The 20,548-nt window shown below is 74.0% G+C and carries 21 protein-coding genes; 11 read left to right on the top strand and 10 right to left on the bottom strand.

Annotated features, from left to right (window positions below; genetic code table 11):
* Nucleotides 1-99 precede the first annotated feature (99 nt).
* Together ABTY59_RS20735 and ABTY59_RS20740 are read left to right on the top strand one after the other, a co-directional pair.
* Complete coding sequence (locus tag ABTY59_RS20735; protein WP_352020456.1) at nucleotides 100-933, top strand: GNAT family N-acetyltransferase; 834 nt, start codon at nucleotides 100-102, stop codon at nucleotides 931-933.
* Nucleotides 930-1,829 (top strand): lysophospholipid acyltransferase family protein, encoded by a 900-nt coding sequence (locus tag ABTY59_RS20740; protein WP_352020457.1) that lies wholly within the window; start codon nucleotides 930-932, stop codon nucleotides 1,827-1,829. Before ABTY59_RS20735 ends, ABTY59_RS20740 begins: the two co-directional genes overlap by 4 nt.
* Here the strand turns inward: ABTY59_RS20740 and egtD are convergent.
* Genes egtD through egtA form a run of 4 tightly spaced genes read right to left on the bottom strand, consistent with a single transcriptional unit; the run spans nucleotide 1,724 to nucleotide 6,019 of the window.
* Nucleotides 1,724-2,689, bottom strand: a complete 966-nt coding sequence (gene egtD, locus ABTY59_RS20745) for an L-histidine N(alpha)-methyltransferase (protein ID WP_352020458.1) — start codon at nucleotides 2,687-2,689, stop codon at nucleotides 1,724-1,726. The genes ABTY59_RS20740 and egtD overlap by 106 nt on opposite strands.
* A complete protein-coding gene (gene egtC, locus ABTY59_RS20750; protein WP_352020459.1) occupies nucleotides 2,686-3,438 on the bottom strand; it encodes an ergothioneine biosynthesis protein EgtC in 753 nt (250 codons plus the stop codon). The genes egtD and egtC overlap by 4 nt, the downstream gene beginning before the upstream one ends.
* A complete protein-coding gene (gene egtB / locus ABTY59_RS20755) occupies nucleotides 3,438-4,763 on the bottom strand; it encodes an ergothioneine biosynthesis protein EgtB (RefSeq protein ID WP_352020460.1) in 1,326 nt (441 codons plus the stop codon). The genes egtC and egtB overlap by 1 nt, the downstream gene beginning before the upstream one ends.
* The gene (gene egtA / locus ABTY59_RS20760; RefSeq protein ID WP_352020461.1) at nucleotides 4,760-6,019 is read right to left on the bottom strand and encodes an ergothioneine biosynthesis glutamate--cysteine ligase EgtA; all 1,260 of its coding nucleotides are present in this window, start codon (nucleotides 6,017-6,019) and stop codon (nucleotides 4,760-4,762) included. The genes egtB and egtA overlap by 4 nt, the downstream gene beginning before the upstream one ends.
* A gap of 179 nt (nucleotides 6,020-6,198) precedes the next feature.
* Here egtA and ABTY59_RS20765 point away from each other — a divergent pair, with 179 nt between their 5' ends.
* From ABTY59_RS20765 to ABTY59_RS20775, 3 genes are all read left to right on the top strand, one after another.
* The gene (locus ABTY59_RS20765; RefSeq protein WP_352020462.1) at nucleotides 6,199-7,029 is read left to right on the top strand and encodes a TIGR02452 family protein; all 831 of its coding nucleotides are present in this window, start codon (nucleotides 6,199-6,201) and stop codon (nucleotides 7,027-7,029) included.
* Between the two features lie 121 nt (nucleotides 7,030-7,150).
* Nucleotides 7,151-7,321, top strand: a complete 171-nt coding sequence (locus ABTY59_RS20770) for a hypothetical protein (protein ID WP_352020463.1) — start codon at nucleotides 7,151-7,153, stop codon at nucleotides 7,319-7,321.
* 161 nt (nucleotides 7,322-7,482) lie between these two features.
* A complete protein-coding gene (locus tag ABTY59_RS20775) occupies nucleotides 7,483-7,698 on the top strand; it encodes a hypothetical protein (RefSeq protein WP_352020464.1) in 216 nt (71 codons plus the stop codon).
* 52 nt (nucleotides 7,699-7,750) lie between these two features.
* Here ABTY59_RS20775 and ABTY59_RS20780 read toward each other — a convergent pair whose 3' ends face one another.
* The 4 genes from ABTY59_RS20780 to ABTY59_RS20795 all read right to left on the bottom strand — a co-directional run bounded on the left by ABTY59_RS20780 (nucleotide 7,751) and on the right by ABTY59_RS20795 (nucleotide 11,588).
* Complete coding sequence (locus ABTY59_RS20780; protein WP_352020465.1) at nucleotides 7,751-9,157, bottom strand: flotillin family protein; 1,407 nt, start codon at nucleotides 9,155-9,157, stop codon at nucleotides 7,751-7,753.
* Nucleotides 9,158-9,239: 82 nt separating this feature from the next.
* On the bottom strand, nucleotides 9,240-9,443 hold the full coding sequence (locus ABTY59_RS20785; RefSeq protein ID WP_403537084.1) for an NfeD C-terminal domain-containing protein: 204 nt from the start codon (nucleotides 9,441-9,443) through the stop codon (nucleotides 9,240-9,242).
* 41 nt (nucleotides 9,444-9,484) lie between these two features.
* Complete coding sequence (locus tag ABTY59_RS20790; protein ID WP_352020467.1) at nucleotides 9,485-10,192, bottom strand: alpha/beta fold hydrolase; 708 nt, start codon at nucleotides 10,190-10,192, stop codon at nucleotides 9,485-9,487.
* 124 nt (nucleotides 10,193-10,316) lie between these two features.
* Nucleotides 10,317-11,588 (bottom strand): MFS transporter, encoded by a 1,272-nt coding sequence (locus ABTY59_RS20795; RefSeq protein WP_352020468.1) that lies wholly within the window; start codon nucleotides 11,586-11,588, stop codon nucleotides 10,317-10,319.
* Between the two features lie 156 nt (nucleotides 11,589-11,744).
* On the opposite strand from ABTY59_RS20795, the gene ABTY59_RS20800 reads away from it, so the two are divergent.
* From ABTY59_RS20800 to ABTY59_RS20810, 3 genes are all read left to right on the top strand, one after another.
* On the top strand, nucleotides 11,745-12,779 hold the full coding sequence (locus ABTY59_RS20800) for a LacI family DNA-binding transcriptional regulator (RefSeq protein WP_352020469.1): 1,035 nt from the start codon (nucleotides 11,745-11,747) through the stop codon (nucleotides 12,777-12,779).
* Between the two features lie 65 nt (nucleotides 12,780-12,844).
* On the top strand, nucleotides 12,845-13,114 hold the full coding sequence (locus tag ABTY59_RS20805; protein ID WP_352020470.1) for a hypothetical protein: 270 nt from the start codon (nucleotides 12,845-12,847) through the stop codon (nucleotides 13,112-13,114).
* Nucleotides 13,115-13,253: 139 nt separating this feature from the next.
* Nucleotides 13,254-14,441 carry a thiolase family protein gene (locus ABTY59_RS20810; protein ID WP_352020471.1) on the top strand — a complete coding sequence of 396 codons (1,188 nt, stop codon included), beginning with the start codon at nucleotides 13,254-13,256 and terminating at the stop codon, nucleotides 14,439-14,441.
* Nucleotides 14,442-14,612: 171 nt separating this feature from the next.
* Here ABTY59_RS20810 and trxA read toward each other — a convergent pair whose 3' ends face one another.
* Entirely contained in the window at nucleotides 14,613-14,978 is a 366-nt protein-coding gene (gene trxA / locus ABTY59_RS20815; RefSeq protein WP_352020472.1) for a thioredoxin, read from the bottom strand.
* Nucleotides 14,979-15,092: 114 nt separating this feature from the next.
* Here trxA and ABTY59_RS20820 point away from each other — a divergent pair, with 114 nt between their 5' ends.
* Entirely contained in the window at nucleotides 15,093-16,535 is a 1,443-nt protein-coding gene (locus tag ABTY59_RS20820) for a dihydrolipoyl dehydrogenase family protein (RefSeq protein WP_352020473.1), read from the top strand.
* A gap of 7 nt (nucleotides 16,536-16,542) precedes the next feature.
* Here ABTY59_RS20820 and ABTY59_RS20825 read toward each other — a convergent pair whose 3' ends face one another.
* Nucleotides 16,543-17,169: a TetR/AcrR family transcriptional regulator gene (locus tag ABTY59_RS20825; RefSeq protein WP_352020474.1), complete on the bottom strand. Its 627-nt coding sequence runs from the start codon at nucleotides 17,167-17,169 to the stop codon at nucleotides 16,543-16,545.
* 155 nt (nucleotides 17,170-17,324) lie between these two features.
* On the opposite strand from ABTY59_RS20825, the gene ABTY59_RS20830 reads away from it, so the two are divergent.
* The gene (locus ABTY59_RS20830) at nucleotides 17,325-18,728 is read left to right on the top strand and encodes a purine-cytosine permease family protein (protein ID WP_352020475.1); all 1,404 of its coding nucleotides are present in this window, start codon (nucleotides 17,325-17,327) and stop codon (nucleotides 18,726-18,728) included.
* Between the two features lie 32 nt (nucleotides 18,729-18,760).
* Complete coding sequence (locus ABTY59_RS20835) at nucleotides 18,761-20,422, top strand: amidohydrolase (protein WP_352020476.1); 1,662 nt, start codon at nucleotides 18,761-18,763, stop codon at nucleotides 20,420-20,422.
* Nucleotides 20,423-20,548 lie beyond the last annotated feature (126 nt).

The raw sequence follows: 20,548 nt of genomic DNA on the forward strand, positions 1-20,548 counted from the left end.
TGTCGAATCCAGCCGGTGACGGAAGAAGTAAGGGGCCGGGCCACCGCTCACGCGGCCCGGTCCCGCCCCTTCCCCTTCCGTCCGCCGGAGGAGCCCGCCATGTCCGCACCGACGCACACGCTCGCCGTCCCCGCACAGCTCCCCGCCGTCCCCCCGCAGCCCCAGCCCCAGCCCCAGCCCCAGGCCTCGGCCGAGCAGCCGGCGCCCCGGTACGTCGTCGGTCTCGCCAGGGACGAGGAGGACGTGCGGGCCGCCCAGCGGCTGCGCCACCAGGTCTTCGCCGGTGAGCTGGGCGCCCTGCTCGACGGCCCCGAGCCCGGCCTCGACACCGACGCCTTCGACGCGTACTGCGACCACCTCCTCGTACGGGAGGAGACCACCGGCGAGATCGTCGGCACCTACCGGATCCTGCCGCCCGAGCGGGCCGCCGTCGCCGGACGCCTCTACTCCGAGAGCGAGTTCGACCTCACCCGGCTCGCCCCCGTCCGCCACGACCTGGTGGAGGTCGGCCGCTCCTGCGTCCACCCCGCCCACCGCAACGGCGCCGTGATCGCCCTCATCTGGGCCGGCCTCGCCCGCTACATGACCCGCACCGGCCACAACTGGCTCGCCGGCTGCTGCTCGATCCCGCTCGCCGACGGCGGCACCCTCGCCGCCGCCACCTGGGACACCGTCAAGGCCAAGCACCTCGCCCCCGAGGAGTACTGGGTCACCCCGCACAAGCTGTGGAGCCCCGACGGCGTCGCCCGCCCCGAGGGCCGCACCGAGCTCCCGCCGCTCCTCCGCGGCTACCTGCGGCTCGGCGCCTGGGTCTGCGGCGCCCCCGCGCACGACCCCGACTTCGGCGTCGCCGACCTCTACGTGCTGCTCTCCCTGCGCCGCACCAACCCCCGCTACCTCAACCACTTCCTCTCGCTCGCCCCGGCACGGTGAACGGATCCACGGCCCTCCCGCCGTGGCTCCCCACGGCGCCCTGCACCCCGGGCCACTGCACCGCCCACCCCGACACCGACGGCGGCCCGCGGGCCGGGCAGGCCGGCGCCGTCCTCGCCGCCGCCCGGCTGACCGCCGGGATCAGCACCGTCCTCCTCGGCGTCCTGCTCGCCCCGGCCGCGGGCCTGCTGCCCGCCGCCGGGCGGCTCGCGCTCGTCCGGGCCTGGGTGCGGACGGTGGTCCGCGCCTTCGGCGTGCGCGTGCGGTACGAGGGGGCCGCCGGCGCCGTCACCGGTCCGCTCCTCGTCGTCGCCAACCACATCTCCTGGCTGGACATCCCGCTCCTCGCGGCCGTGCTCCCGGGACGCATGGTGGCCAAGACGGAGGTCCGGCACTGGCCCGTCCTCGGCACGCTCGCCGCGCTCGGCGGCACCCTCTTCATCGACCGCGACCGGCTCAGGGCCCTGCCGGGCACCGTGCGCGCGATGGCCGGGGTGCTCGCCGGCGGGGGCCGGGTGGTCGTCTTCCCCGAGGGGTCGACCTGGTGCGGCCGGGCCCGGGGGCGCTTCCGCCCGGCCGCGTTCCAGGCGGCCCTGGACAGCGGGAGCGCCGTGCTCCCCGTACGGATCGACTACCGGCCCGTCGGAGCCGCCGCGTACGTCGGGGACGACCCGCTCGGCGCGTCCCTGTGGCGCGTCGTCAGCACCCGGCGGATCGTCGCCACCGTCCGCGTCCTGGACCCCCTGCCCAGCGGGGGGTACCCGGACCGCCGTGCCCTGGCCGCGGCGGCTCAGCGCGCCGTCGCCAGGGACAACGCGAACCTGCCCTCGCCGTCCGTCCACCAGCGGGCCAGGTCCAGGTCCGCCGCCGCCAGCTCCTTGCGCACACCCGCCTGACGGAACTTCGCCGACACCTCCGTCCGCAGCTCCTCGCCCGCCGCGAACGGCACCACCAGGTCCAGCTCCGGGATCTTCACGGTCAGCGCGCGGCGGGCGCGCAGCCGCATCTCGATCCACTCCCGCTCGGCGTCCCACACGGCCACGTGGTCGAAGGCCGCCGGATCGGCGTCCGCGCCCAGCTCACGGTCGATCACGGACAGCACGTTCTTGTTGAACTCGGCCGTCACCCCGGCCGCGTCGTCATAGGCCGCCACCAGCGTGGCCTCGTCCTTCACCAGGTCGGTGCCGAGCAGCAGGGCGTCGCCCGGCGTCAGCATGGCGCGGACCGACCGCAGGAACGTGTGCCGCTCGGCGGGGAGCAGATTGCCGATCGTGCCCCCGAGGAAGGCCACCAGGCGTGGGCCGGGCGTCCCCGGCAGCGCGAGCCCCCGCGTGAAGTCCGCCACCAGGGCGTGCACCCACAGGTCGGGCCGGTCCGCCAGCAGCGACTCGGCCGCCCCGACCAGCGCGGACTCGCTCACGTCGACCGGCACGTACGCGTCCAGACCCGGCAGCAGCGCGTCGATCAGGAAGCGCGTCTTCTCCGAGGAACCGGACCCCAGCTCGACCAGCGTCCGGGCCCCGGTCGCGGCGGCGATCTCCGGCGCCCGCGCCACCAGGATCTCCCGCTCCGCGCGCGTCGGGTAGTACTCGGGCAGCCGGGTGATCTCCTCGAAGAGCACACTGCCCCGGGCGTCGTAGAACCACTTGGGCGGAAGCTCCTTCGGGGAGCGGGTCAGACCGTGGAGGACGTCGGCACGGAGATCGGCGCCGGCGGCGTCGGGGGCGAGGGTACGGGTCAGCTGGAACGGGCTCACGCGGACGGCTCCTTGAGCGGGGAGAGGGTGACGTCGGCGCGGTCGGCGGTGACGAGCGTGTGCTCGGGCACCTCCCGCCAGCGCGGATCGTCGTCGTACGGTTCGGAGGCCACGACCACCCGGCCGGGGCCCGACAGGTACCAGAGGCTGTTCCGCCAGGCGGTCGCGGCGATCCGCTCACCGTCGGTGAGCAGCAGGTTCAGCCGGGAACCCGGGGCGGCGGCCGCGACCTCCCGGACGGTGTCGGCGAGTGCCGCCCCCGGCGCGTCCCCCGCCCGCAGCCGGTGCAGCACCAGCGCCCACAGCAGCGCCGAGTCGCTGCGCGCCTCCAGACGCAGCAGTTCCCCGGCCGACAGCGCCCCGGCGAGCGGCGCGAGGGAGTCCGGCCAGCCCTCGACCGCGCCGTTGTGACTGAACAGCCAGGGCCCCGCGGCGAACGGCGCCGCCGCGGCCTCCCCGTCGGCGCCCGGCACCGTCGCCCCCCGGACGGCCCCGAGGAACGCCCCCGAGCGCACCACCCGGACGAGGTCCGCGAAGGACAGGTCGCCCCAGATCGGCCCGGCCCGCCGGTACCGCGCCGGCACCGGATCGTCCCCGGCGTACCAGCCGACACCGAAGCCGTCGGCGTTCACGACGCCGCTGTCCTGCGTGCGGGGCTCCCACGACTGGCGCAGCAGCGCGTGCGCCGGCCGGACGAGGAGTTCCCCGAGCGCCACCGGCCCGCCCAGATAGGCGAGATGACGGCACATCAGTCGAGCTCCGCGGTCCGCGCCGTCCGGAAGCCGGAGAAGATCTGGCGCCGCACCGGAAGGTCCCAGTTGCGGAAGGTCCCCCGGCAGGCGACCGCGTCCACCGCGAACGAACCGCCCCGCAGCACCTTGTACTCAGGGCCGAAGAACACCTCCGAGTACTCCTTGTACGGGAAGGCCGTGAACCCCGGATACGGCAGGAAGTCGCTCGCCGTCCACTCCCACACGTCACCGATCAGCTGCCGTACGCCGAGCGGCGAGGCGCCCGCGGGATAGCTCCCCGCGGCCGCCGGGCGCAGATGCCGCTGCCCGAGGTTCGCGTGCTCCGGACCCGGATCCGCGTCACCCCACGGGTAGCGGCGGGAGCGCCCGGACCCCGGGTCGTGCCGGGCCGCCTTCTCCCACTCCGCCTCGGTCGGGAGCCGCCGCCCCGCCCAGCGCGCGTACGCGTCCGCCTCGTACCAGCTGACGTGGAGGACCGGCTCCTCCTCCGGCACGGGCTCCGTCACCCCGAACCGGCGGCGGAGCCACTGCCCGCCGTCCCGGCGCCAGAACAACGGCGCGCCGATGCCGTGCTCCCGGATCTGCGCCCAGCCCTCCGGCCGCCACCAACGGCGGTCCGTGTAGCCGCCGTCGGCCATGAAGGCGAGGTAGGAGCCGTTCGTCACCGGCGTGGTGTCGATGTGGAAGGCGGGGACGAGACGCGGATGCGCCGGCCGTTCGTTGTCCAGGGCCCACGGCTCGTCCGAGGTCCCCATGGTGAACGGGCCGGCGGGGACGAGGACCTCGGTGGGCAGCGGCCCGGACCGCCGGGCCGGCGGCGGGGGAGCGGTCAGGGCCGCGGGCCCCTGCCTCAGCTGATGGGTGATCAGCATCGTCTCGTCGTGCTGCTGTTCGTGCTGGGCGATCATGCCGAACGCGAAGCCCGCGTCGAGCAGCGGCCGCCCTTCCAGCGGGCTCCGTTCGAGCACGTCGAGGACCCGGAGCCGCACGTCCGCCGCGTACACCCGCGCCTCGCCCGGCGAGAGCAGCGGCAGCGACGGACGGGACGCGCGCGAATGCCGGAAGGCGTCGTACAGCGAGTCGATCTCGGGTCGCAGGGCCTCGCGCCCCGCCACCGCCCGCCACAACCACTGCTCCTCCTGGTTGCCGATGTGTGCCAGGTCCCAGACCAGCGGCGACATCAGCGGCGAGTGCTGCGCCGTGAGCTCGTCGTCCTCCACGCAGGACGTGAGCAGCGCGGTGCGCTCCCGCGCCGTCGTGAGGGCTTCGAGGGCCCGCCGTCGCAGCGCCTCGGAACCCGCGTCCGTCTCGGTCGCGGTCATGACGTCACCACCTGGAGTCCGTCGGCCGGGCAGCTCCCGGGGATCACGTACCGCTCGTGGAAGGCGGCGACCGCCCGCCGCACCTCCTCGCTCGCCCCGATCCGGGGCAGCGCGTCCAGCGCGGCGGAGAACACCGCGCGCGCCGCCTGGTGCAGCCCGGGATCGGCCAGACCGTCACGCGCCGCCGCCAGCCACAGCGGATTGCGGGGCGCGGGACCCGTGCCCGCCTGTTCCGCGAGCGGCTTCACCGCCCGGTACACGGTCTCCGCCGCCTCCGGGTCGTCGAACACGGCCGTCGTCACCGCCACCGGCACCATCCATCCGTCCGGACCCGGCTGCGCGTCCACCATCCGCAACTCCAGATGGCCGCGCGGCCGCACCGGCGGGAACAGGGTCGTCATGTGGTACCTCAGGTCGTCCGCGTCGGCCGGACGGGGGAGACCCGTCCGCAGCCACTCCCGGAACGTCAGCCCCTCCGGCACCGCCCACGGCCCCTCGTCGGCCCGCACGCACATCACCGGGGTGTCCAGGACGTGCGCGGCCCACTCCGCGCGCGGCTCCCCGTCCGGCGACGGCGCGAGCGCCCGGAGCGGGTCGAGATCCGCCCACAGGGCCTGCCGCGTCGAACGCCAGCCGGTGCGGCGACCGCCGTGCACGGGGGAGTTCGCGAACGCGGCCACGAGCACCGCGCCGAGGAGGTGCGCCAGCTGCCAGCGCCGGTGATAGCCCAGCGGACCCGGTTCCTCCAGACCCGCGTCGAGGCAGATCTGCACCGAGGCCGAGTCGCACATCATGGCCCGCCCGGCGGGCCCGGTCCGGTCGAGCACCGCCTCCATCGCGTCGTACCGCGGCTCGTGCAGCACCCGGCCGCGCGGCGCGTGCCACGGGTCCACCCCGTAACCGCTGAGGGTCAGACCCAGCGGCCCGAGCGCCGCCCGCACCGCCCGCAGGTCGCCGGCGAGCGAGTCCAGGCACTCCATGAGGGAGCCGGCCGGGCGCGAGCTCAGCTCCAGCTGCCCGCCGGGTTCGAACGTGAGGGCCGACACCAGGGACAGCGCCCGTACGGTGTCCAGCGCGGCCGCGAGCCTCGGCGGCCGTACGGGACGGCGGGGGTCGCGCAGCTCGTGCACCAGCCACTCCAGCTCCACCCCCAGGGTGCGGGGCGGGCCGGTCTTGAAACAGATACATCGCAGCAGGTCCTCCGCCTCCGCCTCGGTGAGAGGGGGGCCGCCACGCGGTATGCCGCCAGGCGACATCCGTGCACCTCCTGGTCCTCGGGTGAACCGCTGCTTCCACCTAAAGCCACCATCGGGCGGCGTGCAAGAGCGCCCCGACCGCCCCGCGTGCGCCCTCTGTGCTCCCCCATGTCCGGATTCCCCCGCAGCCCCGGAAAACACCTTGTCCCCAGGACGAGGAAACGATCACCCTGAGGAACATGAGTGCACGACTGCGCGAGATCGCGCGGCGGACCGAGGAGATCGTCGCCGCGGGCCACTACCGCGCCCCCGACGGCCGGACGGTCCTTCTGACCGAGGACCTCGCCGCGGCCCTGTCCGGAACCCGCCTCCACGGCCCCGAGCCCGTCCCGGTCACCCCGGACACCGACCGGACGCCCACCCTCACCGTCACCCCGGAGAGCAGCCTCGCGGCCGCCCGCCGCATGACCGCCGCCGACCCCGCCCGCCCGGTCGCCGTCCTGAACTTCGCCTCGGCCCGCAACCCCGGCGGCGGCTACCTCAACGGCGCCCAGGCCCAGGAAGAGGCCCTCTGCCGGTCCTCCGCCCTCCACGCCACCCTGCTCCGCGCCCCCGCCTACTACGCCCACCACCGCGCGGAGCGGAGCGCCCTCTACACCGACCGGGTCATCCACTCGCCGCGCGTCCCCGTCTTCCGCGACGACCGGGGCGCCCTGCTGGACGAGCCCTTCACCGTCGGCTTCCTCACCTCGCCCGCGCCCAACGCGGGCGTCGTCCACCGCAACACCCCCGAGCTCGCCGACCGCCTGCCCGCCGCCCTCGCCTCCCGCGCCGAACGCGTCCTGGAGACGGCCGCCGCGTCCGGATACCGCCGGCTCGTCCTCGGCGCCTGGGGCTGCGGCGTCTTCCGCAACGACCCGGCGCAGGTCGCGGGCACCTTCAAGACCCTCCTCACGGGAGCCGGCCGCTTCGCCGGCCACTACGAGGAGATCGTCTTCGCCGTCCTGGACCGCGCCTCCGGCACCCCGACGCTGTCGGCCTTCCGCCGGGTGATCGGCGGGGAGCACTGACCGGCGGAGTCAGGCCCACCCCCGGCCGCCACGCACCGCCTGACGTGCGGGTCCCGTACCCCCGTGCCAGGCTGAGGGAACACGGACCCTCGTCCGACACCCGTCATCGGGAGGCACGATCGTGGGCAAGAAACAGACCCGGACGAACCGGGGAGCCCGTACCGGCGGCCATGAGCACCGCACCGACGCGGCGGCCAAGGAGAAGAGCGCGCCGGCCCCCGCGAGAGAGACGTCGATGCCCCTCGTCGAGCACGCGTCCCACCGCAAGGAGCGCAAGTTCGGCCACAACTGACAGGACAGCCGCGGGAACGGCCTCCGAGGAGGCCGCACCCTGACCGGCACCTACCGGCGGGGCACATTCAGGGCAGGTCCTGGATGGCCTCGCCGTACTCCTGCCGCGCGACCCACGGCATCGGGCGTGCCCTGTCCCGGCCCGTGCTCGTTGAGCCCGGCATGACGATCTTCACTCGCCGTGCGCTCGCCGCCGCCACCGTCGCCGCCACCGCCGTCCTCGCCTCCGCGGGGGCGGCCGCCGCGGACAGCGTCGGCAACAACCTCCCCGGGGTCGGACTCCTGTCCCAGACCTTCGGCAACGGCGACCAGCAGCAGCACAAGGCCGCCGAGACCCTGCCGACCCACGACGCCCTCAACAACGTCACCCTTCCCTGACCACACGAAAGGGGCCCGGCGCCGGAACGGCGCCGGGCCCCTTCGCACGCGGTTACCGCTCGTCGCCGACCGGGATCTCCACGCCCTCCGGTGCCGGCGGCAGCACCGCACCACCGGCCTTCTCCTGGGCGGCCGGGCTCATCGTCGCCAGGAGCTGGCGGGCCAGGCCGAGGCCCGTTCCGCCCATGGTCAGCGCCTTGGCGAAGACGTCCGCCATGCCGTCGGCGCCGTTCAGGAGCACCATCTGGTCGACGTTCCCGAAGGCGGAGGCTCCCGCGGACACGATCTCCGGCCACTTCTCGGCCAGCTGCTGGGCGACCACGGCCTCCTGGTTCTCCGCGAGGGCCGCCGCCCGCGCCTTGATCGCCTCGGCCTCCGCCAGACCCTTCGCGCGCGTCGCCTCGGCGACCGCGAGGCCCTTGGCGTGCTGCGCCGCGGCCTCCGCCTCACCGGTGAGCCGCGTCGCCGTCGCCTTGGCCGCGCTCGCCAGCTCGGTCTCCTTCGCCTCGGCCTCGGCGGCCGAGATCCGGGCGTCACGCTCGGCCTGGGCCAGCGTCCGGGTCTCGTACGCCATCGCGTCGGCCGGCTTGCGGACCTCCGCCTGGAGCTGCTGCTCCTTGCGCAGGCCCTCCAGTTCGGCGACCCGTGTCTCCTGGACGACGACCTCCTGGCGGGAGGCGGCGTCGGCCAGCGGGCCGGCCTGCCGGGCCTTGGCGGACGCCTGGTCCCGTTCGGCCTGGTAGCCCGCCTGGAGGATCTCGCTGTCGCGGGTGGCCTCGGACATCCGCGCCGCGGCCTGCTGCTCGGCCTCGGTCGCCCGCCGGTTCGCCTCGGCCTGCGCGATCCGCGCGTCCCGCTGGACGGCGGCGGCGTGCGGGGCGGCCAGGTTCTTGATGTACCCGGTCGGGTCCTCGATCTCGTGGATCTGCAGCGAGTCCACGATCAGACCGAGCTTCTCCATCTCCGTGCCACAGGCCGACCGCGCCTGCCCGGTGAGCTTCTCCCGGTCACGGATCATGTCCTCCACGGTCAACCCGCCGACGATGGCGCGGAGATGACCGGCGAAGACGATGTGCACCCGCTCCGACATGAGTTTCTGCTGGTCGAGGAAGCGGCGGGCGGCGTTGGCGATCGACACGAAGTCGTCACCCACCTTGAAGATCACCACACCGCGCACCTTGAGCGGAATGCCCTGGTGGGTGACGCACTCGACGGACAACTGCGTCTCGTTGAGGTCCAGCGACAGCTTCCGCACCGCCTGGACGCCGGGGAGCACGAGGGTGCCGCGGCCGGTGACGATGCGGAATCCCATGCCGTCGCCGAGGCCCTCGTTCTTGTGGTTGGAACCGGAGATGATCAGCGCCTCGTTGGGTTCCGCGACGCGCCACATCAGCTTGAACACACCGATCAGAACGGCGAGAGCGCCGACGACGACTCCCGCCAGAATGCCGATGCCCATGGACAAGGTCCCCCTTCACCGGAGCCGTGCGGGTCCGGTGAAGGGAGTGTGCGCCCGTGACGGGCGCCACTCAACGGTTCGGTCAACTGTCGTACGCGGCTGTGACATAGACGGTGCGTGGAGGGAGATGTTCCATGACCATCACGACCGTTCCGACCTCGATCCGTTCCTTCGGCGAGGCGGGATGAGCGAGGAAGTGCTCGGCGCCGCCGCGGATCCGGACGATCACCTCGCCGACGAGGCCGGGGCCGACGGTGCCGGTGACCCGGCCGAGCAGTCCCACCATCGAGCTGTGCATCGACGCTTCGTCCATGCCTGAACGGTACGTCAGATCCAGCCGTCCAGGGCGGACATGAACCCGTCGAAGTCGTCCCGGTGGATCGTGTGTCCCGCCCCCTTCACCGTACGGAGTTCGAAGCCGCGCTCCGTCAGCATTCGGGCGTGCTCCGGCCGCACCAGCGTGCTCGGGTCGGCGAGCGTGACGAGGGAGGGCACCACCGGACGCACCGGCCACAGGTCGGCGCCCACGAACGGGGTGAGGCCGTGGGCCGTCCGCTCGTCCCAGTCCCGTACGGTCGCCATCTCCACGTCGACGTCCTCGTCGGGCCAGTGCGGGTTGAACCCCTTGATCTGCTCCCGGGTCATCGACGCGCCCCGGACGAACAGCTCGGCCCGGTAGCCACAGGGACCGGCCGCCAGGTGCCAGGCGGGGTCGCAGTACACGGCGCGGGCCGGGGCCAGCCGCTCCACGGCCCGCGCGAGGGCCAGAGCGCCGAGCGAGTGGCCGATCGCCAGCTCCGCGCCGGCCGGCAGGGACGCGACCAGGTCGTCGGCGTGGTCCTCCGGCCCGTACGCCTCCGGGCCCGCCGCCCGGTCGCTCGCCCCGTGGCCCCGCAGGTCCACGGCGATCACCCGGTAGCCGCGCTCCGCGAGCGCGGGGCCGACCCGGCGCCAGGTGCGGTGGTCGGCCATGAGGCCGTGGACGAGCAGGGCCGTCCGGTGGCCGGATCCCCACGTGGTCGTGTGCAGGCGCACGGTGCCGCCTTCCTGCGGTGCTCGGCGGGCGCCGACGGGGCCGGCGCACGCTGCGGACGGGCGCGGCGCGCACCGGCCGGGGCCGGCACGCGCCGCTTCTGGGTCCCGGCGTGTGCCGACGGGGTCAGCGCACGCTGCGGATGGGGCGCACGGCCAGCGCGCCGAGTACCGACAGTACGGCCGCGATCAGGAAGAGCGCCGTGTATCCGCCACTCAGCGAGACGACGAGCGAGGCCACGAAGGGGGCGACGATCTGCGGACCCGCGTTGGCGACGTTGAGGACGCCCATGTCCCGCGCCGCGTCCTCGGCCTTGGGCAGCACCATGGTCACCAGGGCGGTGTCGACGGCCATGTAGCAGCCGAAGCCGAGGCCGTTGACGACGGAGAAGGCCAGCATCGCGGTCCAGCTCGCCGAGAGCGCCGGGATGAGCAGGGCGACGGCTGCGAGCACGGCTGAGGCGCCGACGAAGAGCTTGCGGCGGTCGAAGCGGTCCGAGAGCCAGCCGCCGAGGACGGTGGAGACCACCATGGCGAGCGAGTTGACCGGCATGAGGATCGCGACGGCCTCCTCGGGGCTCAGCCCGGCGGGCAGCTGGGTGTGGTCCTTGAGGATGTACAGCTGGAACCCGGCCACGGCGAAGTAGCCGAGGACGAGCAGGGCGCGGCCGATGAAGGCCCAGCGGAAGTCGTGGTCCTTGAGCGCGCTGCCGAAGGCCGCGATCTGCTCCTTGACCGGGAGCGCCGCCTTCGGGGGCATCCGCTCCTCGCGGGCGCAGGTGGTGAAGAGGACGGCGGTGGCGGCGACGATCGCGCCGAAGACGAGGTAGCCGGTGCGGTAGTGCTCGGAGAAGGCCGCGCCGAGGAGGGCGCCGATCGTGGAGCCGATGGGGAGGCCGAGCCCGACGGCGGCGGAGGCCTTGCCCCGCGCGGCCAGGGGGACCCGGTCGGGGACCACGGAGGTGATGGCCGCCTGGTAGATGTTCATGACGGCCTGGCCGAGACACCAGGCGATGGTCACCAGCAGGATCGTGTGGACGCTGCCGAGGAGCAGCATCACGGGGAGGGCGAGCAGGCCGCCGGCGAGGATCCACGGGTTGCGGCGGCCCGAGCGGTCCGAGAGGGCGCCCGCGACCGGGTTGAAGACCGTCGCGAAGATCGCGGATATGCCGGAGACGAGGCCGAAGTTCGCCACCTTGTCGGCGGGGTCGATGGCCTCGATCTGGAGCGCGAGGAGCATGCCGGGGACGCCGATGTACAGGGTGTACATCGCGGTGTTGCCGGCGAGCAGCAGGGGCAGCAGGCCGCGTGTCGGCCGGGGGGCCGTGGCGGAGCCGGGGACGGTGGCGGAGCCGGGGGCGCCCGTGTCGGAGCCGGTCCCGGGGGAGGAAAGGGCCACTTTGCCCTCCTGAGGAGATCGCCCGATGCGGGGGCGAGAAACGGATGGAGAAGGGGAGGTGACACGTGTCAGTGACGCGTGTGAGCATTGTGTAGCACCCAAATCCGGCCATCCGCCAGACCCTGCGCCGGATTGTTCTGGAAAGATGCCGGATCGATGAGTCAGCCAACCGAACAGTCCCCCGAGCGCCCCTCCGGGCGGGCGGTCCCGACCAGCGCCGATGTCGCGCGGCTCGCGGGCGTCTCCCGGGCCACCGTCTCGTACGTCCTGAACAACACCTCGGCCGTCCGCATCAGCGAGCCCACCCGGCAGCGCGTGCGGGAGGCGGCCGAGGAGCTGGGCTATGTGCCGCACGCCGCGGCCCGCAGCCTCCGCGCGGGCCACAGCCGCATGGTGCTGCTCCCGGCCTCCCACGTCCCCGTGGGTCCGCTGTACAGCCAGTTCTTCAACGACTTCCAGTGGGCCCTGCGCCGCCTCGACTACACGGTCGTGCAGTACGGCAGCGTCGGCCTGGAGGCCGAGGAGGCCGCCCGCGCCTGGGCCGAGCTGCGGCCGGTGGCCGTGGTCTCCCTCGGCGAGGTCGAGCTCACCGGGCAGGGCGTCGAGATCCTCAAGCGGTCCGGCGCGCGGGCCGTGATCACCCTCGGCACCCAGCGCGTCGAGGGCGCCCACGCCCTGGTCCTGGACCAGGGACGGGTCGGCGAGGTGGCCACCGGGCACCTCCTGGAGACCGGGCGGCGCCGGATCGGAGTCGTCGTCCCCGAGGAGCCGGGCCTCGCGATGTTCTCGGGGCCCCGTCTGGACGGCGCGCGCCGCGCGGCCGAGACCGCCGGGGCCACCGTCGTGCCCCTGCCGCTGCGGTACGAGGAGGAGTCGGCCGGCGCGCTCGCCGCACGGTGGCGCGAGCTCGGGCTCGACGGCGTCTTCGCGTACAATGACGAGTACGCGATGCTCCTGATGCGGGCGCTCCAGGACGCCGGGATCTCCGTGCCCGAGGAGACCGCCGTCATCGGCGCGGACGACCTGCTGCTCGGCCGGCTGCTGCGGCCCCGGCTCAGCACCGTACGGATCGACATGGTGGTCGGCCGTGAGCTGGCGGAGCTGGTCGACCGCGCCGTACGGGACCCGGCCACCGTCCCCGTCTCGCGCGACCTCCTCGACTCCCGGGCGGTCCGGCGCGAGTCGAGCTGAACGGGGCGCGGGTCCGTGGGGTGGCCGGGCGGGCGGGGCTTCCGCGCAGCGCTTAGCTTCGGTGCATGAGCACAGTTCCGAAGCGGTTCGAGATCCTGCTGGTGCCCGAGCACGTCGAGGACCGCGGCGGTGCCGCCGTCGCGGACAGCGCCGTCCGCTCGGCCGTCGTCGAGGCCACCGGGCGGCACGGCGAGACGGGCTATCCGATCTACGAGGGACACGGCATCCGGGCGGACATCGACCTGGAGACGCTGACGGTCGAGGCGCTGCTCGTCGACGGCCGCGAGCTCGACTACGGACTCACCGCCCTGGTCCGCCCCGCCGTGACCCACTGACCCCTTCCGTCGCCCCCGGTGTCCCGAAGGGGCTGTTGACACCACGGGCCGACCGGCAGACACTCTGCGGGCCCCGCCGGGCGAAGATTGATTCACCAGGGGAACAGAGTCGTTCCGCAGGTCACGTGGGAGAGAACCGATGAGCATCCGCGACGTCTACATCGTCGACGCCGTCCGCACCCCGATCGGGAAGTTCGGCGGCGCCCTCGCCTCCGTGCGCCCCGACGACCTCGCGGCCCACGTCGTCCGGGCGCTCATCGACCGCTCGCCCGCACTCGACCCCGCGCGCGTGGACGACGTCTACTTCGGCGACGCCAACGGCGCGGGCGAGGACAACCGTGACGTCGCGCGGATGGCGGTGCTCCTCGCCGGGCTGCCCGTCAGCGTCCCCGGCGTCACCGTCAACCGCCTCTGCGGCTCCGGTCTGGAGGCCGTCATCCAGGCGGCCCGCGCCATCGCCCTCGGCGACGCCTCCGTGGCCGTCGCGGGCGGCGTCGAGTCCATGTCCCGCGCCCCCTGGGTGCTGCAGAAGCCCGAACGGGCCTTCCCCGCCGGGCACCAGCAGCTCCACTCCACCACCCTCGGCTGGCGCATGACGAACCCGAGGATGCCCGCCGACTGGACGGTCTCGCTCGGCGAGGGCGCCGAGCTGATCGCCGACAAGCACGGCATCACCCGCGAGCAGCAGGACGCCTTCGCCCTCGCCAGCCACCGGAAGGCCGCCGAGGCCTGGGCGAAGGGGCTGTACGACGACGAGGTCGTCCCGTATCCCGGCGTGGACCTCACGCGCGACGAGTGCATCCGCGACACCACGTCGATGGAGGCCCTCGCCAAGCTCAAGCCCGCGTTCCGCCCCGACGGGGGGACCGTCACCCCGGGCAACTCCTCGCCGCTCAACGACGGCGCGGCCGCGCTGCTCCTCGTCGACGAGGAGGGGCTGCGCGAGACCGGACGCGAACCGCTCGCCCGGATCCGTGCCTCGGCGGTCACCGGGATCGAGCCGCAGCTCTTCGGCCTCGGCCCCGTGGAGGCGGTCCGCCGCGCCCTCGGGAAGGCCGGGCGCTCCTTCGCGGACCTGACGACCTTCGAGCTCAACGAGGCCTTCGCGGCCCAGTCGCTCGGCTGCCTCGCCGAATGGCCGGAACTGGACCCCGAGATCGTGAATCCTCGCGGTGGAGCGGTCGCGATCGGTCATCCGCTCGGCGCCTCGGGCGCCCGCCTGGCCGGTTCGGTGGCGCACCAGCTCGCCGCGGCGGGCTCCGGCACGGGCCTCGCGGCGCTCTGCATCGGTGTCGGCCAGGGCCTGGCGCTGGTCCTGGAGCGCTGAGCGGGACGGGCTACGGGGCGCGGCGAGGCGTGGCGGGTGACGGGAAGCACGGGCGCCCGTCCCCCACCGCCCGGCCGTCGCCGTCCTCCCGCCGCGTGAGGCCGTCCCGTACCGTCCGGGCATGACGCGAGGGGGGTACGGGAGCCTCTCCCGTACCCCCCTCGCGGTGGGTCACTTGGCCTGCGCCTCCGCGATGGACTTGCGGACCTCGTCCATGTCCAGCTGCCGCGCCTGCCCGATGACGTCCTCCAGAGCGGCCTCCGGCAGCGCTCCGGGCTGCGCGAACACGGCCACGTTGTCCCGGACGATCATCAGGGTCGGGATCGAGCGGATCTCGAACGCCGCCGCCAGCTCCTGCTGCGCCTCGGTGTCGACCTTGGCGAAGACGAGGTCCTGGTGCCGCTCGGACGCGGCCTCGAAGACCGGGCCGAACTGACGGCAGGGACCGCACCAGGAAGCCCAGAAGTCGATCAGGACGAAGTCCCCTCCGCCCACGATCTCGTCGAAGTTGTCCTTGGTGAGCTCTACGGTGCTCATACTGCCTGCCTTTCGGGTCTCCTGGCGGTGTCCTCACGGTCCCCTGGGGACTCGCCCGGCACAACGGCGTATCGAGCCGCGCTATTCCGCACCGCTGCCACCAGACTGGGAACCATGACACGAACGGTGGAAGACGAGCACACGTACGACGTGGTGGTGATCGGCGCGGGCCCGGTCGGCGAGAACGTCGTCGACCGGGTGCGGGCGGGCGGCCTGAGCGCGGCGATCGTGGAGAGCGAACTGATCGGCGGGGAGTGCTCGTACTGGGCGTGCATGCCCAGCAAGGCCCTGCTCCGCCCGGCCATCGCCCGCTCCGACGCCCGCAGGGTCGCCGGTCTGCGCGAGTCCGTCTACGGTCCGCTGGACGCGATGGAGGTCTTCGCCCACCGGGACGAGGTCGTCGGCCACTGGAAGGACGACGGCCAGATCGACTGGCTGGACTCGATCGGGGCCCGTGTCTTCCGCGGGCACGGCCGGCTCCTCGGCCCGCGCCGCGTCGAGGTCGCGGGCCGCGAGGGCGAGCGCCATGTGCTCACCGCGCGGCACGCGGTCGCCGTCTGCACCGGCACCCGCGCCCTGCTGCCGGAGCTGCCGGGGTTGCCGGGCGCCCACCCCTGGACCAGCCGTGAGGCGACCAGCTCCGACCGGGTGCCCGGGCGGCTCGTCGTGGTCGGCGGGGGAGTGGCGGGCGTGGAGATGGCCACCGCCTGGCAGGCCCTCGGCTCCCAGGTGACCCTGCTCGTGCGGGGCGGGGGGCTGCTGCCCCGCATGGAGCCGTTCCTGGGCGAGCACGTGGCCGCCGCGCTGGCCACGCGCGGCGCGGACGTCCGTACCGGCGTGACGGTGAGCGCGGTGGTACGGGACGGGGGCACCGGTCCCGTCACCGTGGTCCTGGAGGGCGGCGAGCACGTCGAGGGCGACGAGGTGCTGTTCGCGACCGGCCGGAAGCCGCGCACCGAGGACATCGGCCTGGAGACGGTCGGTCTGGCACCGGGCTCCTGGCTCGACGTCGACGACAGCCTCCGCGTCACCGGAACCGACTGGCTCTACGCGGTCGGTGACGTCAACCACCGCGCCCTGATGACCCACCAGGGCAAGTACCAGGCCCGCATCGCGGGCGCGGCGATCGCCGCCCGCGCGCACGGCGACGATTCCCTGGACACCGGGCGGTGGGGCGCGCACGCGGCCACCGCCGACCACGCCGCCGTGCCGCAGGTCGTCTTCAGCGACCCCGAGGCGGCGTCCGTCGGCCTCACGCTCGCGGAGGCCGAGCGCGCCGGGTACCGGGCCCGGGCCGTGGACCTGGACATGAGGCAGGTCGCCGGGGCGGGCCTGTACGCCCAGGGGTACCGGGGGCACGCCCGGATGGTCGTGGACCTGGAGCGGGAGGTGGTCCTCGGCGCGGCGTTCGTCGGGCCCGGCATCGGGGAGCTCCTGCACTCGGCGACCGTCGCGGTCACGGGCGAGGTTCCGATCGCCCGGCTGTGGCACGCCGTCCCCGCGTACCCGACGCTGAGCGAGGCGTGGCTGCGCCTCCTGGAGGCCTACCGAGGCTGATCTACCGTCAGTTTCCTTCGTCCGTAGGGGAGCAGGCCGGGATCAGGGCGCGCGCCGCCGAGCGCGCCGCCTCCAGGGCGGGCCGGGGATCCCGGCCCGTCTCCTCGCCGAGGACCACCCGGGTGCTCAACCCGTCCAGCAGGGCGAGGAGTTCGGAGGCGCGGGCGCCGGCGTCCAGCGGGGCGAAACGCCGGCGTGCCGCGCCCGCGGTGAGCAGCGCCTCCAGGTCCTCCTGCCAGCCCGCGTCCAGTTCGGCCTGCGCGTCGCGGAGCGCCGTGTTGCCCGGGGTGCGGGCCCAGAGCTCGATCCACAGGGTCCAGCGCGGATCGCGCGGGCCGCGCGGGAGGTAGAGCCGCAGGAAGAGGTCGAGCTTGCGCTCGGCGGTGATCCGCCGGGCGAGGAGCGCGCGCCGCTCCTCGGCGAGCGCGGCCTCGCTCCACCGGAGGGCGGCGAGCAGCAGCAGGTCCTTGCTGCCGAAGTAGTACAGGATGTGGCCGCCGCTGGTGCCGAGCCGCTCGGCGAGCGCCGACATGGTCAGGGAGGCGAGGCCGTTCTCGGCGATCGCCGCCATGGCCTCCTCCAGCATCCGCTCCTGGGTGACGTGTCCGTCCCGCCGTCGTGCCGCGCCTGTCACCGCCGCCGTCCCCGTCCTGCCGTTCCGCTGTCTCCGGGACCGACCTTAACCGCATCCCCCGAAGGTCTTGACGTGGCCTGAATCTATCGCACATCTTGAATGCCGTTCCAAAACTTAGAACGGCATTCAAGATCGATCCACGACAGGAGTGCGATGTGCTCGAACGCGAGACGGCGCCCGTGACCACGGGCCGGACAGCGACGGACGAGGTCTTCCAGGTCGAGGAGCACGGAATCGACCCCATCCCCGACGCCGAACGCCACGGCGGGGCCAAGGACGTCTTCTGGCTCTGGTTCGGCTCGAACCTGACCTTCACCTACGTCATCAACGGCGCCCTCGCCGTCGCCTTCGGGCTCTCCTTCTGGCAGGCCACCGCCGTCGTCGTGATCGGCGGGATCTCCTTCCTCGCCATCGGCGCGGCCGGACTCAGCGGCGTGCGCACCGGCACCGCCACCCTCGTCATCTCCCGCGCGACCTTCGGCCGCCGCGGCAACTGGCCCGCCGGCCTGCTGAACTGGATCGTCAGCATCGGCTACACCATCGTCAACACCGTGGTGGGCACCCTCGCCCTCGAAGCCTTCTTCGCCGACCTCGGCTGGCACGGCGGACACGCCGCCCGCGCCCTCGCGCTCGCCGTCACCCTCGCCCTGACCTTCGCCGTCGCCCTCTGGGGCCACGCCACCGTCCAGTTCGCCGAACGCTGGATGGCATACGTCCTCGCCGTCGGCTTCGCCGCACTGCTCGTCCTCGTCCTGCCCGGCGCCGACACCTCCGCCCCGGCCGCCGCGCCCGGCGCCTCCGGCTGGAGCCTCGCCTTCGTCGTCATGCTGGCCGGCCCCTTCTCGTACCTCCCCATGCCCGCCGACTACACCCGCTACCTGCCGCGCACCACCAGCCTCAAGGCCGTCACCTGGAGCGGCGCGCTCGGCGGCTTCGTCTCCTCCGTGGCCCTCGGCGTCGCCGGCGTGGCCGCCGCGACCCAGGCCGACATGACCGACGCCGTCGCGGGCACCGAGAGCCTGCTCCCCGGCTGGTTCCAGCCGCTCTTCCTCGCCCTGGTCCTCGGCGGCTCCGTCACCAACTCGATCATCACGCTCTACTCGTCGAGCCTGAACCTCCAGGTCCTCGGCATTCCCTGGACCCGGGCACGCGCCATCGTCATCAGCGCGGGCGTCACCGCCGTCGGCTCGCTCGGCGCCCTCTTCCTCACCGACTTCACCACGTCCCTCCTCTCCTTCCTCTCCCTCCTGATCATCGTCTTCGCGCCCTGGGGCGGCGTCTTCCTCGCCGACATGGTGCTCCGCCGCTGCACCTACGACTCCGCCGGACTCCACGCGGACACCGGCGGCCCCTACTGGTACCGCTCGGGCTGGCACCCCGCCGGCCTGACCGCGCTCCTCGCCGGCCTCCTCTTCTCCGCGCTCACCTGCGACTCCGAGCTGTGGACCGGCCCCCTCGTGGCCCCGCTCGGCGGCGCGGACCTCACGCTCCTCGGCGCCCTCGTCTCCGCCCTGGTGTACGTGCTCCTCGCCCGCGGGCGCGTCACCCCCGTCCCGTAACCCCTCCCCGAACGACTCCGGAGCCCCGCCCCATGAACCGCACCACCCCCGCCGACCTCGTCCTCACCCGGGCCCGCATCCACACCGTCGACCCGGACCTCCCGGAGGCACAGGCCCTCGCCGTCGTCGCCGGCCGCATCGTCTGGATCGGCCCCGACGCCGAGGCGGCCGACTGGACGGGCCCCGACACCCGGATCCTCGACGCCGGCGGACGGCTCGTCCTGCCCGGCTTCGTCGACGCCCACAACCACGTCCGCCTCGGCTCCGACGACGCCTGCGTCCAGCTCGCCGGGGCCCGCACCCTCGACGAGATCCACGCGCGCGTCCGCAGCTGGCACGAGGCCCACCCGGAGGCCGGCTGGATCGAGGCCGAGGCCTTCGACTACTCCGCGATCCCCGACGGCCGGATGCCCACCGCCGCCGACCTCGACCCGGCCACCGGGGACACCCCCGCCCTCGTCCTCAGCTACGACGTCCACACCGCGTGGCTCAACACCGCGGCCCTGCGGAAGCTCGGCGTCGACCGCGACCACACCGAGCTGCCCTTCGGACGGGCCGTCACCGATCCCGCCACCGGCGAGCCCACCGGCTTCGTCAAGGACTTCGCGATCAAGGGCCTCTCCCGCGACGGCCACCGCGCCCTGCGCGAACTCGGCCTGCCCTGGGCTTCGCCCGACCGGCAGTACGGACGGCTCGCCAAGAGCCTCGACGACGCCATCGGCTTCGGCATCACCACCGTCGTCGAACCGCAGAACTCCCTGGACGACCTCGCCCTGTTCGAGCGGGCCCGCACCGAGGGCCGGCTGCGCTCCCGGATCGTCGCCGCGCTCTTCCACCCGCGCGGCACCACCGAGGCGGACCTCGACGCCTTCGAGACGGCGGCCGACGCGTACGCCGACGACCGGCTGCGGGTCGGCCCGCTCAAGCTGTACATCGACGACGTCGTCGAGCCCCGGACCGCCGCCCTCCTGGAGCCGTACGCCGGCTGCTCCCACCACCGCGGCGACACCTTCTACCCGCCCGAGGAGTTCGCCGAGCTGCTCACCCGGCTCGACGCCCGCGGCTTCCAGTGCTTCGTCCACGCCACCGGCGACCGGGGCATCCGCACCGTCCTCGACGCCGTCGAGCGGGCCCGCGCCGTCAACGGCCCGCGCGACGCCCGGCACCAGGTCGTCCACGTCGAGTGCCTCGACCCGGCCGACACCCCGCGCTTCGCCGAGCTCGGCGTCGTCGCCTGCATGCAGCCCCGGCACGCCGCCCCCGACATCGCCGGGCCCGGCCAGGACTGGGCCGAGAACGTCGGCCCCGAGCGCTGGCACAAGGCCTGGCCGCTGCGCAGCCTGCACGCGGCCGGCGCGGTCCTCGCCCTCTCCAGCGACTGGAACGTCGCCGAGATGGACCCCATGGTCGGCATCCACGCCGCCGTCACCCGCCGCCCGCCCGGCGGCGGGGAGGCCTGGACCGCGGGCGAGACGATCGACGTCGCCACCGCCGTGGAGGGCTACACCATGGGCTCTGCCCACGCGAACTTCCTGGAGCACGAGCGCGGCTCCCTGACGGTGGGCAAGCTGGCCGACTTCGTCGTCCTCTCCCGCGACATCCTGCGGGTCGCGCCCGAGGAGATCCCGGGCACGGTGGCGGAGACGGTCGTGGTCGGCGGCGAGGTGGTCGTGGACCGGCGGCCGGAGGCGTAGCGGGGCCGCGGGCGGCGGCGCCCCCGCCCGTACGGGACGGGCACGTCGACCTGGTCGCCGCCGGCTCCGAGTCGAGCCAGGTCGTGGTGCTCGAGGGCGACGGCACCGGCGCGTTCGGCGAGCCGC

Origin of the sequence: Streptomyces sp. NPDC096079, assembly GCF_040303145.1 — a bacterium.
Taxonomy (GTDB): domain Bacteria; phylum Actinomycetota; class Actinomycetes; order Streptomycetales; family Streptomycetaceae; genus Streptomyces.

Coding starts and splice junctions, on each gene's coding strand:
- ABTY59_RS20805 (WP_352020470.1), top strand. CDS start 12,845: ATGAGCACAGTTCCGAAGCGGTTCGAGATCCTGCTGGTGCCCGAGCAC.
- ABTY59_RS20835 (WP_352020476.1), top strand. CDS start 18,761: ATGAACCGCACCACCCCCGCCGACCTCGTCCTCACCCGGGCCCGCATC.
- ABTY59_RS20765 (WP_352020462.1), top strand. CDS start 6,199: ATGAGTGCACGACTGCGCGAGATCGCGCGGCGGACCGAGGAGATCGTC.
- ABTY59_RS20810 (WP_352020471.1), top strand. CDS start 13,254: ATGAGCATCCGCGACGTCTACATCGTCGACGCCGTCCGCACCCCGATC.
- trxA (WP_352020472.1), bottom strand. CDS start 14,978: ATGAGCACCGTAGAGCTCACCAAGGACAACTTCGACGAGATCGTGGGC.
- ABTY59_RS20775 (WP_352020464.1), top strand. CDS start 7,483: ATGACGATCTTCACTCGCCGTGCGCTCGCCGCCGCCACCGTCGCCGCC.
- ABTY59_RS20800 (WP_352020469.1), top strand. CDS start 11,745: ATGAGTCAGCCAACCGAACAGTCCCCCGAGCGCCCCTCCGGGCGGGCG.
- ABTY59_RS20785 (WP_403537084.1), bottom strand. CDS start 9,443: ATGGTGGGACTGCTCGGCCGGGTCACCGGCACCGTCGGCCCCGGCCTC.
- ABTY59_RS20735 (WP_352020456.1), top strand. CDS start 100: ATGTCCGCACCGACGCACACGCTCGCCGTCCCCGCACAGCTCCCCGCC.
- ABTY59_RS20780 (WP_352020465.1), bottom strand. CDS start 9,157: ATGGGCATCGGCATTCTGGCGGGAGTCGTCGTCGGCGCTCTCGCCGTT.
- egtC (WP_352020459.1), bottom strand. CDS start 3,438: ATGTGCCGTCATCTCGCCTATCTGGGCGGGCCGGTGGCGCTCGGGGAA.
- ABTY59_RS20820 (WP_352020473.1), top strand. CDS start 15,093: ATGACACGAACGGTGGAAGACGAGCACACGTACGACGTGGTGGTGATC.
- egtA (WP_352020461.1), bottom strand. CDS start 6,019: ATGTCGCCTGGCGGCATACCGCGTGGCGGCCCCCCTCTCACCGAGGCG.
- egtB (WP_352020460.1), bottom strand. CDS start 4,763: ATGACCGCGACCGAGACGGACGCGGGTTCCGAGGCGCTGCGACGGCGG.